The sequence below is a fragment of the Rossellomorea sp. NPDC071047 genome, assembly GCF_050270195.1.
GTDB lineage: Bacteria > Bacillota > Bacilli > Bacillales > Bacillaceae_B > Rossellomorea.
Genome location: NZ_JBNNJT010000008.1, coordinates 1 through 15,355, shown reverse-complemented (window position 1 = coordinate 15,355; position 15,355 = coordinate 1). Strand labels below are relative to the sequence as shown.

The 15,355-nt window shown below is 35.1% G+C and carries 18 protein-coding genes; 11 read left to right on the top strand and 7 right to left on the bottom strand.

The window, feature by feature from the left end; all coding sequences use genetic code 11:
* Positions 1-74 precede the first annotated feature (74 nt).
* The 3 genes from ACQKFO_RS21245 to ACQKFO_RS21235 are packed head-to-tail and all read left to right on the top strand — an operon-like array spanning position 75 to position 2,207.
* Positions 75-698 (top strand): hypothetical protein, encoded by a 624-nt coding sequence (locus tag ACQKFO_RS21245; protein WP_427600827.1) that lies wholly within the window; start codon positions 75-77, stop codon positions 696-698.
* Positions 685-1,350 (top strand): hypothetical protein, encoded by a 666-nt coding sequence (locus ACQKFO_RS21240; protein WP_427600825.1) that lies wholly within the window; start codon positions 685-687, stop codon positions 1,348-1,350. The genes ACQKFO_RS21245 and ACQKFO_RS21240 overlap by 14 nt, the downstream gene beginning before the upstream one ends.
* On the top strand, positions 1,350-2,207 hold the full coding sequence (locus ACQKFO_RS21235) for a hypothetical protein (RefSeq protein ID WP_427600823.1): 858 nt from the start codon (positions 1,350-1,352) through the stop codon (positions 2,205-2,207). Before ACQKFO_RS21240 ends, ACQKFO_RS21235 begins: the two co-directional genes overlap by 1 nt.
* A 222-nt stretch (positions 2,208-2,429) precedes the next feature.
* Here the strand turns inward: ACQKFO_RS21235 and ACQKFO_RS21230 are convergent, their stop codons facing one another.
* The 7 genes from ACQKFO_RS21230 to ACQKFO_RS21200 all read right to left on the bottom strand — a co-directional run bounded on the left by ACQKFO_RS21230 (position 2,430) and on the right by ACQKFO_RS21200 (position 8,210).
* A complete protein-coding gene (locus tag ACQKFO_RS21230) occupies positions 2,430-3,314 on the bottom strand; it encodes a ThiF family adenylyltransferase (protein ID WP_427600821.1) in 885 nt (294 codons plus the stop codon).
* Positions 3,311-4,291 carry a hypothetical protein gene (locus ACQKFO_RS21225; protein WP_427600820.1) on the bottom strand — a complete coding sequence of 327 codons (981 nt, stop codon included), beginning with the start codon at positions 4,289-4,291 and terminating at the stop codon, positions 3,311-3,313. Before ACQKFO_RS21225 ends, ACQKFO_RS21230 begins: the two co-directional genes overlap by 4 nt.
* Before the next feature lie 51 nt (positions 4,292-4,342).
* The gene (locus ACQKFO_RS21220) at positions 4,343-5,035 is read right to left on the bottom strand and encodes a hypothetical protein (protein ID WP_427600818.1); all 693 of its coding nucleotides are present in this window, start codon (positions 5,033-5,035) and stop codon (positions 4,343-4,345) included.
* Positions 4,995-5,540, bottom strand: a complete 546-nt coding sequence (locus tag ACQKFO_RS21215; protein ID WP_427600816.1) for a hypothetical protein — start codon at positions 5,538-5,540, stop codon at positions 4,995-4,997. The genes ACQKFO_RS21220 and ACQKFO_RS21215 overlap by 41 nt, the downstream gene beginning before the upstream one ends.
* 20 nt (positions 5,541-5,560) lie before the next feature.
* A complete protein-coding gene (locus tag ACQKFO_RS21210) occupies positions 5,561-5,905 on the bottom strand; it encodes a hypothetical protein (protein ID WP_427600814.1) in 345 nt (114 codons plus the stop codon).
* Between the two features lie 67 nt (positions 5,906-5,972).
* On the bottom strand, positions 5,973-7,109 hold the full coding sequence (gene dnaN / locus ACQKFO_RS21205) for a DNA polymerase III subunit beta (RefSeq protein WP_427600812.1): 1,137 nt from the start codon (positions 7,107-7,109) through the stop codon (positions 5,973-5,975).
* An 81-nt stretch (positions 7,110-7,190) separates the two neighbouring features.
* Positions 7,191-8,210: a Rad52/Rad22 family DNA repair protein gene (locus tag ACQKFO_RS21200; protein WP_427600810.1), complete on the bottom strand. Its 1,020-nt coding sequence runs from the start codon at positions 8,208-8,210 to the stop codon at positions 7,191-7,193.
* Positions 8,211-8,718: 508 nt separating this feature from the next.
* Between ACQKFO_RS21200 and ACQKFO_RS21195 the strand changes: the two genes are divergently transcribed.
* The 8 genes from ACQKFO_RS21195 to ACQKFO_RS21160 all read left to right on the top strand — a co-directional run.
* Positions 8,719-8,994, top strand: a complete 276-nt coding sequence (locus tag ACQKFO_RS21195; protein ID WP_201715483.1) for a helix-turn-helix domain-containing protein — start codon at positions 8,719-8,721, stop codon at positions 8,992-8,994.
* Complete coding sequence (locus ACQKFO_RS21190) at positions 8,966-10,471, top strand: hypothetical protein (RefSeq protein WP_427600808.1); 1,506 nt, start codon at positions 8,966-8,968, stop codon at positions 10,469-10,471. Before ACQKFO_RS21195 ends, ACQKFO_RS21190 begins: the two co-directional genes overlap by 29 nt.
* A 193-nt stretch (positions 10,472-10,664) precedes the next feature.
* The gene (locus ACQKFO_RS21185) at positions 10,665-11,006 is read left to right on the top strand and encodes a DUF4258 domain-containing protein (RefSeq protein ID WP_427600806.1); all 342 of its coding nucleotides are present in this window, start codon (positions 10,665-10,667) and stop codon (positions 11,004-11,006) included.
* A gap of 25 nt (positions 11,007-11,031) precedes the next feature.
* Entirely contained in the window at positions 11,032-12,312 is a 1,281-nt protein-coding gene (locus ACQKFO_RS21180; RefSeq protein WP_427600804.1) for a DUF3854 domain-containing protein, read from the top strand.
* A 358-nt stretch (positions 12,313-12,670) separates the two neighbouring features.
* Positions 12,671-13,051 (top strand): hypothetical protein, encoded by a 381-nt coding sequence (locus ACQKFO_RS21175; protein WP_201715479.1) that lies wholly within the window; start codon positions 12,671-12,673, stop codon positions 13,049-13,051.
* An 87-nt stretch (positions 13,052-13,138) separates the two neighbouring features.
* Positions 13,139-13,483 carry a PrgI family mobile element protein gene (locus ACQKFO_RS21170; RefSeq protein ID WP_427600802.1) on the top strand — a complete coding sequence of 115 codons (345 nt, stop codon included), beginning with the start codon at positions 13,139-13,141 and terminating at the stop codon, positions 13,481-13,483.
* 2 nt (positions 13,484-13,485) lie between these two features.
* A complete protein-coding gene (locus ACQKFO_RS21165; RefSeq protein WP_427600800.1) occupies positions 13,486-14,376 on the top strand; it encodes a hypothetical protein in 891 nt (296 codons plus the stop codon).
* Positions 14,333-15,355 (top strand): helicase HerA domain-containing protein (locus tag ACQKFO_RS21160; RefSeq protein WP_427600798.1); only part of this gene is annotated, 1,023 nt, incomplete at its 3' end. The genes ACQKFO_RS21165 and ACQKFO_RS21160, both read left to right, overlap by 44 nt.

Here is a 15,355-nt window from a genome sequence, read left to right as displayed (position 1 = left end):
ATTTCCACAAAAGACCCTTGTGTCTTTTTCTTTGTGTGAAATTTTATGGGTTTTTTTGTGTAAAAGGAGGGGAAATGGTGTTTGCTAATGCTAATAATCGAAAAGTACACAAAGCTTTAAGAAATCTTGTAGTTGCATGTTTTCTAGGTGAAGGAGATATTTTTCTCCATTCGGGTAAACCGCGAATAGTGTTCTGTTTTGATCGTTCAAAAGCCTCGTTTATTAAGAACTTCATCGTAGAAAACAACTTAGAACAAGCTGTTGAGATAGATATGAATAAGCAACAATTTATGATAAAGGAACATCCTATTGTATTTGACTGTTATTCAAAATGGTATGACGGTCCACATAAGATCTATTACGATAAAATGGTTACTTATGAATCTATAATTATTAGTTTAATCTTATTCGGAAAAAGAAAACTTGAATCGTTAACTTTTTATACTTCATTCGATAAAAAATATTTACCAACTGTGGCGTATGGATTAGAGTCTCGCTTAGGTATTCCTCTGGTTGCAGCAAGGGATTCAATAAAAATTTATGATACTTCCCAATTATTTTTGGACGCTATTCAAAGGTTAGGTTTAATTGAGTGTACTGAAATTGCACATTTTTTGACTTCTAAAGAAAGCAAAGTATTATCTGAAAGCATTGATAAAATGTCTATCATCGGAGGCAGACTTCATGAAATATCGTAAATCTATAATTTTAGCCATTGCAGCATCATCTTTATGGCTTTCTGCTTGTAACAATAAGGTCCTCCAAGACTCAAAAGAAACGGATGAAAAAAATTCTCACAGATTGGAAAAAATTGAAAATAAAATCTCTAAGGAAGACCAGGAAGAAAAAGAGCTTTATAAAGAGATGGAAAAACCAGTAGAAGAAGTGGTGGATTCTATTGAAAAAGATAAAGTTACAGTAATTGATTCAAAAATTGTAGAAAAACCTAAGTATGATGATCCAAATGAGTTTGCTAATAAGCTTGCTAAAGTTCTCTTTAGCTTTTCTACTGGTAAGATGACAGCCTCCGAGTATTATTCTTTTTTAGATGTACACGCTTCTTCTTTTTTTAAAGATCAATACTTACCCAACAAGGAAGAAGGGATCCTCTACTTTGAGAATATTCAAGGGTTGCTTACAACAAACAATCCCGCTTTAAAAGATGATTACACGGTAACCGAAGTGAAAATAGAGCAGAGTAAAATAGAGGGATACTTCTACAGAAGAATGATGACCTCTGAAGGCAAACCACTTTATTACATTACTACAATTGTAAAAGAACAGGATGGATGGAAATTTCAAGATGACAGTCCAGCACCCCCGTTTGATGAACAAGGAGGAATTCATTAATGGAAAGTTTAACAGAAAAAGATCTTACTCAATATGCTTCAGATAAATTGAGGGCGCATTTCGAAAACGATTCTACTTTTTTAGAAGAATTTATGGAGACTTTAGGGTTTTATAGTTTAAAGTTTCATCGTTTTTTTAAAACAGAAGAAGATTTAAAAGAATTTAATGACGCTCTTTATCAAATGTCAAAAAGTCAAATATTTCAAGGCTATTACTTGATGCTTGAAATTATTCATGATGAGGGGACAGAATTACCTACTGAGTTTTTTAATCGCCCCGATGGTTATATACGACAAGATGTCCCTATGTTATTACGTCAGGCCCTTGGAGATGCCCTTAAAGATGTGCTTAAGACTGATAACACTCAGAAGTTTACAATGTGGCTTATAAAGCGATTTGAGGACGTATATGACTTGATTGACCAGACTATTTATGACTTAGCTAGTTTGGGGGCATTCCAAGCCTTACTGGATGAAAGAGCTAAGAGGAATATCACACTTGATGTAGAACCTCAAGAATTGTTACTGGGGGATGCAGGTGATCTTATTATTTTGAATCCTCAGATTCAAATGGTTGCAACTGGTAAGTCTGATACATTTGAATCCTGGGTATTTCAGTTTTGGTCCACACATACCAATAGCGATAAAATAGGGGAAGTGGTTATATTAAGCTTCCTTGATTCTGACAAATTAAGATACTTACTCAACATTCAAATACATGAGAGCATTAGTGAAATTGAGAGAGAAAGCATGGTCGAAAAAATTTCCATCTTATTAGCTGCTCGCAATGATGTAAAAAAGGAAGATATACAAATACAGCTTGCGGTTGTTAAAGATTTCTATTTACTTAGTCTTTAAGAAAAGTAATTAAGAAAAGTTATAATAAAAAAGGAACCTAACTCAAAAATGAGTTGGTTCCTTTTTTACAGTTTCTATATACTTTCAATAAGTCTATGTTTCTCCTCCATTAGCTCTTCAATATATGCTATATCTAAATCACTTGAGGCTTTTTGAATAAGCTTATTGATTCGTCTAAGGTCTTTACGGATCTTCAAATACTTATTTTTAATCTTGAATGGATTATACATCCATCTCATCCTCCTTGAATTTAATCTTTTCTGATTGCATGTATCCTCGCTTAACATGAAAAACTGTCATACTGTTAGAGAGGGTACCGCATTCAAACAACTCTGATAAATATAAACTAATGCCCATTGCGGCCATTTTATTGACCCCTAACCTCTGTGGCTCACTGGCAACTAGCTCCTGACATGAGAGCTCTGATGGTTTAATTTCATCTGGATCTTCTTCCATGATGTCAGGAAATCGAGTAGCTACAGGCTCTAATATTGTTTTTCCTTTTATTTTCAAACCCGCTACAACTTGTCCAGTCCAGCCAGATTCGTTATAAGCTTCTACTTCGCTATCAGTCCATTTATCTTTTGGGCGTTGCAAGAAGTCCGCCGGGATAGTGGTAGATTCATTTCCTGCGTCGATATATAAAATTGTTGGAGATTTTTCGAAGAACTCATGAAAGACTCTCCGGGAATAATTATTATCTACACAGCCTATTAAAATAGGAAGAATCATAGTGTCATAGTTGTCTCCTGGAATATCAATATAATTAGTATTGTAAAGAGATAGTAATGTATTGGTATCCTCGACAAACCCCTCGGTATAGGAGTGTATGTTTAAGTTATACGCTGCAGCATAGCGTTTCGCTAACACTTCTGCTTTCTTTTTCCCTACTGTAGAAGCAGTGAACAGTTGGTTATTGATGTTTTTCTGTTCAATATGGTCCGGATCTGCCAATAAGTAATAAGCATTTTGCTTAAACATAGACAACATTTGAGCTAACTGTTGAGAGAGATTCGAACCTGTACCCCCGACTCCACACTGCACAATAATTGGGAATAATTTCTTTTTATTACTATGAGTATGTTCACTTTTTAATAAGTTAATCATTGTTCATATACCTCTACATTCGACGTATCATAATCCTTATTCATTAAATAGAAAGGGGATTCAAATACCTTGTAAGGGTTGATATCAAAATGCTTATCCGCTTTTTTATTAAAAATTCTTACTGTAATATCAGGAAAGAAATTATCAACTCTTCCTATAATTACATAAAGAATATTCTCTTGACGTTCGCTCTCATTATCTAATCGAGAGGGTTTGGCCAACATTTTATGATGGGAATGGATTTCCATAACTTTAATAAACTTTTTATCTTGCAACTTCATTGCTGTGACATATGCGTCCTCAATTCGCTCTACAGTAAGCGGCGTTGCAAGTTGATGAGGAATATCCATAAAGAACTCCTGTTGAGTTAAGTCGTAATATACATCGCCATAAAGTTCTACACCAAATTGATTAGAATATTCCTTAGATAGGCAAATGAAATCACTTAATATAGAAAAAGGAATAGGATTGAAAGAAGGGGCCAAGGAGTCCGAAGACTCTTTGACCTCTTGGAATAATCCTTTTCTTTTCGCCTTGGGCACGGCCATAATCATGTTCTTATTCTTGATATAAACCATTTCTGTATAAGCCGCCACTAGATCAGGAAAGGTCTTTTCTAAACGTTTCCTAACTTCATTGCCTTCAATTTTTTTGTATGTTACTTCCTCTTCACCTTTCTTTTTACTAGGAAGCCCATTTTCGATTTCTTCGGTAGAGAAGTAATCAGTAATCGGAATTTCTTGCCCCAAATGACAAATGAATGTATCCATATTTAAATCAAAAGGCTCTTCCTTTTTCGTTATAGAAGAAGCAGTTCCAGAAGTAGAAGTAGAAGTAGCTCCCGCTTTTTTCCGTTCTTCTGCTCGCTTTGCAGCTTCTTCCATTTGTTTCTTTCGTGCTTCTTCCTGGCGTTTCTTCTCTTCTGCGTACTCATCTTCAATTCCGAACATGCTAAAGATATCTGTTTGATTTGTCATTATTAAATCCTCCAATAGTTTAATGGTTTAGTAATTTACTCGCTAAATTTTTTAATATTTTCCTAATAAAAAAAACTCATTAAGGGTTCTTTCTGCTGGAACAAGATAGCTATCGTTAAAGTCCTTTTCGTTGAATGTATCTGAAAAAAGCACTGCCAACGTTGTAGTTGGCTTCACCTTTGCTCCATAATCTTCCGAAAAGGGAGAAAGTAGAAAATAGGAATGAAAAGTCTCTAACTCTGTTAAACAATCAATATCCCTTAATTGATTTCCCCCCATACAAACGGATCCTTGAAGCTTATCCACATGGGAATAAGGGAACTTATAAACAGGTGTATCGCCGGTGATTGTTCCTTTGTTTTCAATCGCTACTATTCGAGATAGTTTAACTCTATATTTTTTTTGTTCCTTAGCAATCTGCTGGTTATTAAAGATTTCATATTCAAAAACCATCTTGGGAAAACCGACCTTAAAGTGGTTTCCATTATAGTTGATCATCCATTGTGACTTAGGAATACTACAATACACACGAAAGCCCATCACTGATTGCACATATTTTATACAATTATTGGGTAAAAAAGGGCTCTCTGTTTTGTCTGCTTCACCAGCTGAAGATAACAGTTGTATGAAGTTGCTGAGGGACATTTTATAGTCCTGTGATCGATTATTATCGGTCTCCCTTATCTCAACTAAATCATTAAAACTATGCAGGTTTTGAGTATCTAGCTTCACATTTAGTATCATTTTCATACTCCTTTAATTTGTTAATTAAATCTTCTGATTCCTCTTTTAACTTCACTAGGGCTTCTATCACTTCACTTAGTTCCATCCCCATGAAAGTCATGTCCAGTAACAAATAATGATCATCCAGAAGTGTAAGTGTAGCCTCTGAATGGCTAAATGCTACATTTTTTATTTTTTCCTCTAAATTTTTAGCAAGTGAGCTCCCCATCAAAATTGGGAAGCATTTTTCTTTAATAATCACAATGTTTTCGGAACATTTATCCTTTAATTCAGGATAAGGAAAGTCATCTCGGTGTATGTCATCATAGTCATAATGTATACAGTCAAAAAGCATCTGAATGCCTTTGCTAAATATGTCATAGGTTTCAGTGCACCCATGATGAACATGACTCATAAACGAACGAAATGATGAAACATCGACACCTTCATCATGAAATAACTTGAGCATGCGTAAGTTATCGAGACTGATTCGATAAGAATCAAAATCATAACAATCCATTTCCATATTCAAATTCCTCCTATGTACTAAAGGAATATATCATCTTCCTCTAGGTGAAATATTTTATTTTTGGTTTTAGCAAACCCATAAGCAATGTCTGTTAGTTGGTCAATTATCATTAAGCCATTTGAGGGATCACATAAAAAATGTTCTCCACCCTCATCCCAGGTCAATGGTAATGACTCTAACTCATCAATCGCTAAGTCTATGTCTGTTAGGTCGAAACTTTCAAAGTCTATATCAGAAGGATGAGAGTGCATCCACATATGTTCTAACACTCTGCCCATTCCGTTACTTGATTCACTTTTATTATTTTCATTAATTTCATACTTTTTAAGGTTTTTTAAAAAGCGATCCCCATTAAATTTCAAAAAAAACGCTCCTTTTAAACAAAAGAAGAGAACACTTAGTCAGTGCCTCTTCTCCTCTTAAGATTTTTTAATAAGTGCGTACAGGTAAGATCAATTGCAGTTCTTCTAATGCCTCATGTTCTCCAACAGGACAAATAAGAAATGGACGCATATCTCCTTGGAACTTCATTTCAACGAGATCACTATCTAATGTCTTCAGCGCATCCAGAGCGTACTTACAACTGAAACTAATGGTGAAATCATCATCTCCATCTAAATGGTCATAGGGGAGAACAATTTTACCCTTACCTCTTTGATTACTGGCAGTGGTGAATGTCGCTACTCCATTCACATGAAGCTTTACGACACCACTACTATTATTGCTATCAGAAGCACTTGCAATCTCCTTTAGAGAATCAATGCTATCAAATAACTCAGCTTTATTGATTGTCATAACAGATTTGTGACTTTCAGGAATCAACCTACTTGTATCTGGATAAGATCCATCTAACAAGCGGGATAAGAACATGGTTCCATGATTTCTAAAGAGAATATGGTTTTGATTCTCAATAAAAACGTCTACATCCTGGGACAAATCAAATACCTTCGTTGCATTATCAAAAGATTTAGCGGGAACAACGACTTTCAACGCATCTTTTTCAGAGGCCGATTTTTGGTTGACTCTCGCTAATCGGTGAGAATCTGTACATACCATTCGACAATTGCCATCTTGCAATTCAAAGCATACACCTTGCAGAATAGGGCGAGTTTCTGAAGTGCTGGCAGCGTAAGCGGTTTTTCTAATCATATCGTGAAATTCATTGCCTTTGAGTGTGAAAGTCGGCCGGTCCAATTTATACATAGGTAGTTTTGGATATTCTTCCGGGTCCAGACAATTAAAGTTAAAGTCCTTTTTACCACTAATAAGATTTAATGAATAACCTTCTAGGGTAAAGTGGATCTCTTTATTACACTTCTTGACAATATCTACAACTGATTTTGGAATAACCGTTTTTCCGGTTCCTAGCACATTTAGGTCCGCTCCATCTACAGGAATACAATGTCGGATGGTTTCGCTGCTGTTAGAAGCTGTTAAGCAAAGTTCTTCCATGCTGGCTTCAAGCAAGATTCCTCCTAAAATGGGAATAGAGGTGTTATTACTAAGCACCTTTGACACCTTTTTAAATCCTTCAACAATGACATCTTTGTTCACTTCAAAATTCATTTATAATTCCTCCCAGTTCTTTTATTAATAAAAAAAGCATGAAAATGGGGATTAACCCTTTTTCATGCTTACTCTCTGTCTTTAGGCTGTTTGTTGGTTTCTAGAATGCTGAGCATCCGCTTTAATCATTGAGATTATTTCTTGTACAGATACATTATCCAATTTAAAGAATAGGTTGAATAACTCATTAACTTCTTCTTTAATCACAATTTGTGAAATATCCAGTAAATGCCGTAAAGGTATATCGTTATTCTGAGCTACTAAAACTATGTTACTTACAGGTTGTAAGGAATAGTAATAATTTTCAAGCTCTTTTTCACTAGCATCTTGGAAATTGGTTGTTTGAGTACCTGGATTTGATTTCTTGAACAAACCAAAACGAATTTTCTTATCCGCTTGATCAAGTCCGATTACTCGCTCATGCTTATTAATCTCTCTGATAGCTTCCTTTCTATTAAAGCCTGAAGGATGGCTATTTGATTGATTCATATTTGTTTGAGGACGCTTATTTTCAGGTTGTTGTTCACTTCCACCACGATGTGGATTCTTATGACCCTGATTGTTTCTATATCCAGCAGGCGTCGCAAATGCAGGAAGTGGCGGGGGAGTGAAATACCCTTTTACCCATTCGTCCTTATTTCCGACTTTCATTTTTGAATTCACATAAACATCATTAGATGTTTTTCTGTTAGGGTTAACCGTGGCCCATTGACCATCTAAATCATATAAGTACCTTCCGATTCCCCACTGGACTGCAGCCCGTTTCATTGAAGCAGATAGTCCACCTTTAGTTGCTTCAATATTGGTTAAATCAGATCCATCCCATTTTGTGATCTTTTGACCATTAAAGAAAATGGAGATACCACAGATAATTCCTTTATGAATTTCTCGGTATTCATTTTCCCATCCAAATGGGCTAAAGACTTCATCTAAACGATTTTGAATAGCTCTGTTCTGAAGGTAGGCAACGACCATAGCGGTAGGTTTACCGTCCTTCTTGATTAAATGACTAACTCTCCATTCAATGTCTTCCTGTGCAAATGGTTCTTTTAATTTCTTCATTAATTCTTGTGGATCACTACAATTTGTTTTTTCTTCCATGTCAAAACACTCTCCCTTGTTTTTTAAATAAAAAAAGATTAGAAAATCTCTACTCAGTACTCACTCATCCTTCTTTTAAGGTTTAAAAAAACAAAAAAAGCCTTTGGATGTTTGTTATAAAAAAACACTGAAAAGTGTCTTCAACAAACGCCCAAAGGCTTTAAAATTTAATAATAAACCGCTGACCAACAAGTGGTCGCAAAGAATCAAAAAGATAAAGTGAATATACAATAAGTATATATTATTCCATAAAATTCTACAACGAAATTATTAATTGTTCTTGATATTATATGCCAAATCAGTATGTTAGCTTGTTCACCTATGAAAAAGTATATGCTATAATTTAAATGAATTTGAATCAGGATTCTACAAAATTAAATATTAATAAAGCAAATCAATGCTCATACTTACCTTTTGTTAGGGAGAAGTATGAGCTTTTTTTATGCTTAGATATGGCTCCGAATCAAAGATATATATGAATTGTTGGTTGAAAGGATGAATTATTAAAATGTACTCAGTAGATGAAAATGTAAAAATCACTAAACTAAGTGAAGTTGAAGCCTTAACTGACGTGGAGAAATTAATTGTATTAAGAAAGCGTCTAGGTAATAAGAAACAATATGAATTTGCAAGAGATATTGGTATTAGCCCTAATTATCTTGTAGCAATTGAAAATTATCGGCAGCCCTTCACAGAAAAATTAGCTATGAAAATTAATGATTATCTAAAGGGATTAGAAACGGAGCATAGAGCCTATGACCAGAGTATTAATTTACCTAAATAAGACTCAATCAGACTTTGTTTCTAAAATAAAATTAGCTCTTGATAAAAGCTTAGAGAATCCCCAATTTATAATGGCTGAAGACCTTGTGGAGTTTAAAACCCTTCTAGTAAATGAAGAGCTAAGTTATATCCTTGTTGATTCACTTGAAAGTATTGATCTTCTTTACAATGTTGAAACGAATATTGTGTTTTACTCCTCGGAATCTATCGATTTGAATAAGTTCTCTCATGGACAAGTAACTCAATTTGATAATATTAAACAATTATTATCTTGGTTCCCAGCTGCTAAGCTTTCTATTCGAACACGAGACACAAGAGGCATAATAAAAAATAACAAACAAGAACCTTCAAATATACCTTTGGGTCAGACTGAAGCCCATGGAGACACTTCCAAAAATGAATGTACTAAGAAATTAGATAGTGTAGTTGAAGCATCTAAGAATGTAGAAAGTAATCAGGTGGAGTCTTCATCTGATGATAATAAAAGTAAATCAGTTTCAACACCGTCCACCCAGGAGGAAAAAGGAGATATTCCGGAAAAAACTCTACATAATGAAGTTGAAAATTTCATTGACCAAGTTAAAGAGGACTCCTACCCCGGACAGAAAAATAAATCTGTAAAATATGAAAATAGCTTAAAAATATCCGAGAGAGCAATTGAAATTAGAAAAAGAGGGTTTAGTCGAGCTAAGTGGGATCGTAATAAAACTATTGGGATCTGGTCCCCGATACCACGGATAGGCGTTACAACATTCACAATGAACTTTTCCATTTTCTTAGGGAAACATCGAGTTCAATGTGCTACATTAGAGGGTTTAAATGAGCATCATGTAATGAAAACGATTTTAAAACGGTTCACAAATACACCAGTAGGGTGGAACTCATATGCGAATGCTCTACATAATGAAGATTCATCTTCTGAAAATATTTCATGGCCATATAATGGCGTATATTGGATTCCACTGGATGATAACGATATAGAATCTAAGTGGGATCAAGACATTCTCTATCATTATATTAACAATGTGAAGTATTTTGATGTAGTGCTAATTGATTTGCCGACTGGGGAACTTGAAGCATATACAGAACACACATTGGATCATTTAGATGAACTTTGGGTATTAGTGGATGATTCATTTCATCAGATTGCGGCTTGGAAAAAATATATTCACAAGCAGTTAGAAAAATATAAATTACCGGCTAAACTAATATTTAATAGACAACATTCTTTTAGTCAGATGGAAAGATTATCAAAAGAATTAGAAATTCCATTAATAACGTCTATACCATCACTTAGTGTTGAAGCAGCAAAAAATAATTATGAAAATGTCCCTTTGCTCGAGCATAAAGAAATTTATGAGAAACTTAAATTACCATATACCCAATTAGCACAGCATGTTGTAGGAAATTCATTTGAAGCTGACGAATATAAGACGAAATGGTTCGCCAAGTTAAAAACTTTAATTACCGCTCGTTGAAAGCAAAAAGTAAAAGTGATATATTGAAATTAATAAATTTTCACTTTTTTTCTTTAGGCAACCTTCATGTGTTGGTTAGCGGTTAATTATTAAAATAAAGCGGACTTTGGTTCGATAGTTAATTAGGATACTTGTGTCCTATTCTATCTTCTGAAGCCGCTTTTTTATTTTATCTGAGGGGTGGTGAAGGTACATGAATAAAGCACACGAAAGAAAGTTAAGGGGAATCAAAAAAATCTTAATGGGCTCTCAGGGGTACATTCGAGTAGGTAAGCACACATACCAAAGAATGGAGAAAAGAGGATATCATCGCTCTGATATTGTTTCTTGTATCATGACAGGATATATCCATGAAGTACAAACTGGCTACAATCATGCCATTGAAAGACGGGCTTTTAATTATGTAGTTACAGGAAAAGATGCTTCAAACAATCCGATTGTAGTTGTTCTATCAGAAGAGGGTGTTCAAAAGTATTCTGTTGTTACGGTCATGCCTCCAACGGATCATAACCGGTTTAATGATTGTATAGGCTAAAAATTTTACAAAGGGTGTTTAGACAATGAAACAAAAAATGAGAGGTACGCTGAGAGCAACTAGTATTCCTAAGTGGTTCGAAATGGTGAGGGAAACATGTCCAATATGTAATAAAGCAGGAGCATGTATGGTACATGAAAATGGTAAGGTGGTCGCTTGTATTCGAGTTGAAAGTGAACGACCATTTTCTAGTAACTCCGCATGTCCCTCATGGTTGCATTGGTTATCAGGCGAATCAAAGATGAAAATTGATAAACAAGATATTCAGCAAGAGGTTAGCGAGAAGAAATTAAGTCCTGCTGCCCTCAATACTGTCTATCAGTCGCTAATCGATTGTACAATCATGGACGATTCTCATTATGATCATTTAAAAAGTGAAAAGCGCCAATTAGCTGATCAGCAAATATATATAAGAGGATATCGTTCATTTCCATCACAAGCTTGGAATCGCGTAAAGGATATAAGTGAAGCAACCGGTATTACCGACTTCACTGGAATACCAGGTTTTTATCAAGCAAAGGGGAAGTACGGAGATTTTTGGAACTTGGCTGGTTCCGAAGGGATAATGCTGCCATTCCGAAATATTCGAAATGAAATTGAGGGATTTCAAATTAGAATTGATAATCCCCCTAATGATGTTGAAATAAATAAAAGAAAACAAGGTTTAAGAGCAAGGGTCATTCAGCAACCAAATATAGTTCAAGTTACCTTTGATGGAGAAATTATTCTTGAGAAAGAATTTTCACTAAAAGAAACTGTCACTATTAATTATGACGATGACATTTTAGGATGGGTTAAATTAGTGAAAGGTAAGCGGTATTTCTGGTTATCTTCAGCTAATAAACCTAAAGGTACTGGTTCAGGTCAGCCTGCTCCTATCCATGTATCAGTTCCAAGCAAGGAATTGCAAAATTGGAAAACAGGTGAAGTAAGAAAGGCTAGAACAGTTTGGTTAGGTGAAGGGCCATTAAAGCAAGATATAGCTGTCGATAAGATTGTTGAGTTGTTTGAACAAGAAGAATTAGAAGAAATCGGAACAACTATGTTGGGATTACCAGGGGTAGGAAGTTGGAGATTGGCACTTCCTATTTTAAAAGAAATGGGTGCAGAAAAAGTGATCATATGCTTTGATATGGATGCTGTATCCAACCCTTATGTCCAAAAGCATTTAAAAGAATGTGCTAAAGCACTTAAAGCTGAAGGACTTACAGGGGACATTGCCCTTTGGGATGGTGAAAAAGACGGAGTTGGACTCGATGATCTATTACTTCAAAGAAAATTACCTCAAATAAAGAGGCTATTTTAGCCAATTTGTAATTAAGTCTAATTTAGTCCTCCGATCCTTGTATCGGGGGACTATTCTTTTTTTATGTATTAATTATGCTTCAATGTTACAACCTTTTCTTGTATTTTTAATTTGCTTTTGATAATTAATCGAATAATATCGAAAAATAGATTGATTTTAAACGGCCAATTGTATAAAATTGTCTTGTAAGCGAGCAAGACTATATATATTAAAACTTAATAATCTAATGGGAAAAAACCCACTAAACGTATGAGTTAGAATACTACAGTTGTATTCTCTTATTCTCGTACCTTTAGTGGGTTTTTTTGGTTTTATGGCTTAGAAAAATCCAAAATCTATTGGAGGTGCGCCTACACAAATGAAAAAGGTAATCTTAATGAGTTTTTTAGTAGTATTTGGCTTATTTGCGGCTAACGGAGTAATTGACATGGTTGATCCGTCTACAGCTCACGCAAGCACAGGTGTAACAGAGTTTAAGAAAGGTGCGGGGATCACCGGGGATGCAGGAAATGCGGATCTTACAAAAGACTTGAAACAAATCGTCTATCTAGTAATGGGAATTGCGGGTTTGTGGAGTATTTTCTGGTTAGTTGTTGGGGCTATGATCCTTCAAGCTTCTGCTGGTAATCCTCAAAAACGTGGACAAGGTATCGCTTGCCTAGTGAGTACAGCTATCGGAGTTTTCGTAATTGTGAAAGCATATGACATCGTAGGATGGGTTTCTGGATTAGGAGCTTAAGTGAATATTCAATGATTTCCCCTCCACAAGAGGGGAAGTTTTTTATCTAAGACTCTATGGATTTACTATTTTAAACGAGGTGCAAACATGAGGAAAGTAATGGTCCCTGTAGATATGCAGAGTGAACAGAAAGAATTACTAGGAATAATAAGCAAACGACAGCTGATCTATTTAATTGTTGGAGGAATAATTCTCTATTGGTATTTACCGTTTGTATTTTCACTTTTTGGAACAAATTGGATTGTCGCAGTGATTGCTGCAATTGTTTCGGCCTTACCTACCCTAACAGTTACCCTTCTTCTAGCTTTTTATCGTATAGAAAAATACCACATGTATATAGATCGATTAATCTTAACCAAATTACAGTATAAGACACAACTTGGTAACTGGCGTAAAGGTACACAAAACATTATTGATACGGAGGAATTATAACAATGGACATAATAATCATGCTTGTAATTGGAGCAGGGTTATGGACCTTTTATAGGATCATGACAAAGGAGCCAATTCTACCCTGGGGGGAAAAGAAACATAAAGCATCAACAGCAAATGTAAAAGGGAAAAAGAAAAAGAGCATGGACTTCAATGAAGAAGAGGAACCAGATCTTTTTAGAGAGCTGTTTTCGGATGTGAAAGAAATTACCCATCATATGATCCGATTCCAAAATAATAAGTTCGTTATGTTGTGCGAGGTGGATCCCTGCAATTACTTTCTATTAAGCAATGAAGAGCAGGAACAAATTGATGTTGCTTTTGAAACCTGGCTTTCTCAAATAAATTATCCAGTTCAGTTTTATCTTCAGAATCGCTACATTGACTTAAGTGAGCCCATTGATCATATGAGAAAAACAATGAGAGATGAAGATGATTTGAATGAAAATGCTTATGAGTATGGAAATGCATTACTTGAAGAACTAGCAAAATGGCAGGCATCCTCACCAAGATATGAAACTAAACGTTTTCTGACTTTTACTTACATAGTAAATGAAAAAGATATTAAAGCAGACGACGATGAAGAGTTAGAAGAAAAAATCTTAGATAAAGCTTTTTCAGAATTATATAGAAGATTCAACACGGCAAAAAATTCTTTGAGAAAAGCGGACATGTCTGTTGAACTTCTGACTAATGAAGGGATTGCGGAGACACTCTACTGTGCTTTCAACCGTAGGAAAGCTGTTAAAAATAAATTTAAGGATTTAGGTATTCAAGAAAGTTTAGCTTTATATTGCACATCTGAGCAAAGTCAAAGTCGAATTGAGGCAGTAAAGGAGATGATTGAGAATGAAGAAAAAAGAGAAAATGACAAACTTAAAGAAGTCGGATAAGAAAAGCAAAAAAAGTGTAAATATTGATGCCGATAAAGAAATATTGACCCAAGAAGAGGTAAGGCCGGATTTTTGGACCATAGTCTCACCTGAAGGATTAACTATTCAAAAAGAATTTTATGATTATGGAATCATTAAACAATCATTAGGAACAAAGACTTTTGCAAGACCTTTTTATTTACCCCGGGATGGATACCCGCGAAAAATGCAAACTAATTGGTTATATTCACTAACTTCATCTGGTGAAATTGATGTGTTAGTTGATGTGCATAAAGTTAAGAAAAATGAAGCTCTAACTATGCTACAAAGACAAATCACCATGTTAAAATCCAACCTTACCTTTCAGCGCAAACGTGGAAATATCGATCAGGAACATGATCTACAAACTAAAATCCATGATACAGAGACTCTTATGGCAGAAACTCAATTCTCTGAAAACGACAGCTATTTAGTTGGTGTAATAGGAATGCTTTATGGACAAAGTGAAAAGGAATTGGATAAGTTTAGTGAATTTGTTGAAGATGAAATGTCTGGATTGTTTTTTAAGCTTGCATCCACCTGGAGCCGAGTGAAAAAAGGTTTCCGGTCCGCCCTACCATTGGGGATAAATGAAATAAATGATTCATTACGCAATATGGATAGAAGAGCATTAAGTACATTCAGCCCATTTATTAGTGGAAGCGGTAAATTTAATGGCGGTATTCCGATCGGCAACAATAAAATCACCGGACAGAAAGAATTCTTTAATGCTTTTGGTAGCGAAGAATTCCGTCCTGATAATTACAATGCAGCAGTGTTCGGGACCAGCGGAAGCGGAAAAAGCTTATTGTTAAAACTTATGATTGCGCGTGAAATGATCGGTATGGGTGTCCATCAAGCAATCATTGATGTTGAAAATGAGTTTTCCAAGCTTACAAAGCGACTTGGGGGGCTGAATCTAGACATATCTGAGGAGTCAAATATAAGAATTAACCCAGTG

What these genes read in the sequence shown, in the direction of transcription:
- ACQKFO_RS21200 (WP_427600810.1), bottom strand. Translation starts at nt 8,210, where the DNA reads ATGGAAGAAAAAACAAATTGTAGTGATCCACAAGAATTAATGAAGAAA.
- ACQKFO_RS21180 (WP_427600804.1), top strand. Translation starts at nt 11,032, where the DNA reads ATGAAACAAAAAATGAGAGGTACGCTGAGAGCAACTAGTATTCCTAAG.
- ACQKFO_RS21170 (WP_427600802.1), top strand. Translation starts at nt 13,139, where the DNA reads ATGAGGAAAGTAATGGTCCCTGTAGATATGCAGAGTGAACAGAAAGAA.
- ACQKFO_RS21185 (WP_427600806.1), top strand. Translation starts at nt 10,665, where the DNA reads ATGAATAAAGCACACGAAAGAAAGTTAAGGGGAATCAAAAAAATCTTA.
- ACQKFO_RS21190 (WP_427600808.1), top strand. Translation starts at nt 8,966, where the DNA reads ATGACCAGAGTATTAATTTACCTAAATAAGACTCAATCAGACTTTGTT.
- ACQKFO_RS21240 (WP_427600825.1), top strand. Translation starts at nt 685, where the DNA reads ATGAAATATCGTAAATCTATAATTTTAGCCATTGCAGCATCATCTTTA.
- ACQKFO_RS21235 (WP_427600823.1), top strand. Translation starts at nt 1,350, where the DNA reads ATGGAAAGTTTAACAGAAAAAGATCTTACTCAATATGCTTCAGATAAA.
- ACQKFO_RS21175 (WP_201715479.1), top strand. Translation starts at nt 12,671, where the DNA reads ATGAAAAAGGTAATCTTAATGAGTTTTTTAGTAGTATTTGGCTTATTT.
- ACQKFO_RS21220 (WP_427600818.1), bottom strand. Translation starts at nt 5,035, where the DNA reads ATGATACTAAATGTGAAGCTAGATACTCAAAACCTGCATAGTTTTAAT.
- ACQKFO_RS21225 (WP_427600820.1), bottom strand. Translation starts at nt 4,291, where the DNA reads ATGACAAATCAAACAGATATCTTTAGCATGTTCGGAATTGAAGATGAG.
- ACQKFO_RS21195 (WP_201715483.1), top strand. Translation starts at nt 8,719, where the DNA reads ATGTACTCAGTAGATGAAAATGTAAAAATCACTAAACTAAGTGAAGTT.
- ACQKFO_RS21165 (WP_427600800.1), top strand. Translation starts at nt 13,486, where the DNA reads ATGGACATAATAATCATGCTTGTAATTGGAGCAGGGTTATGGACCTTT.
- dnaN (WP_427600812.1), bottom strand. Translation starts at nt 7,109, where the DNA reads ATGAATTTTGAAGTGAACAAAGATGTCATTGTTGAAGGATTTAAAAAG.
- ACQKFO_RS21215 (WP_427600816.1), bottom strand. Translation starts at nt 5,540, where the DNA reads ATGGAAATGGATTGTTATGATTTTGATTCTTATCGAATCAGTCTCGAT.
- ACQKFO_RS21245 (WP_427600827.1), top strand. Translation starts at nt 75, where the DNA reads ATGGTGTTTGCTAATGCTAATAATCGAAAAGTACACAAAGCTTTAAGA.
- ACQKFO_RS21230 (WP_427600821.1), bottom strand. Translation starts at nt 3,314, where the DNA reads ATGATTAACTTATTAAAAAGTGAACATACTCATAGTAATAAAAAGAAA.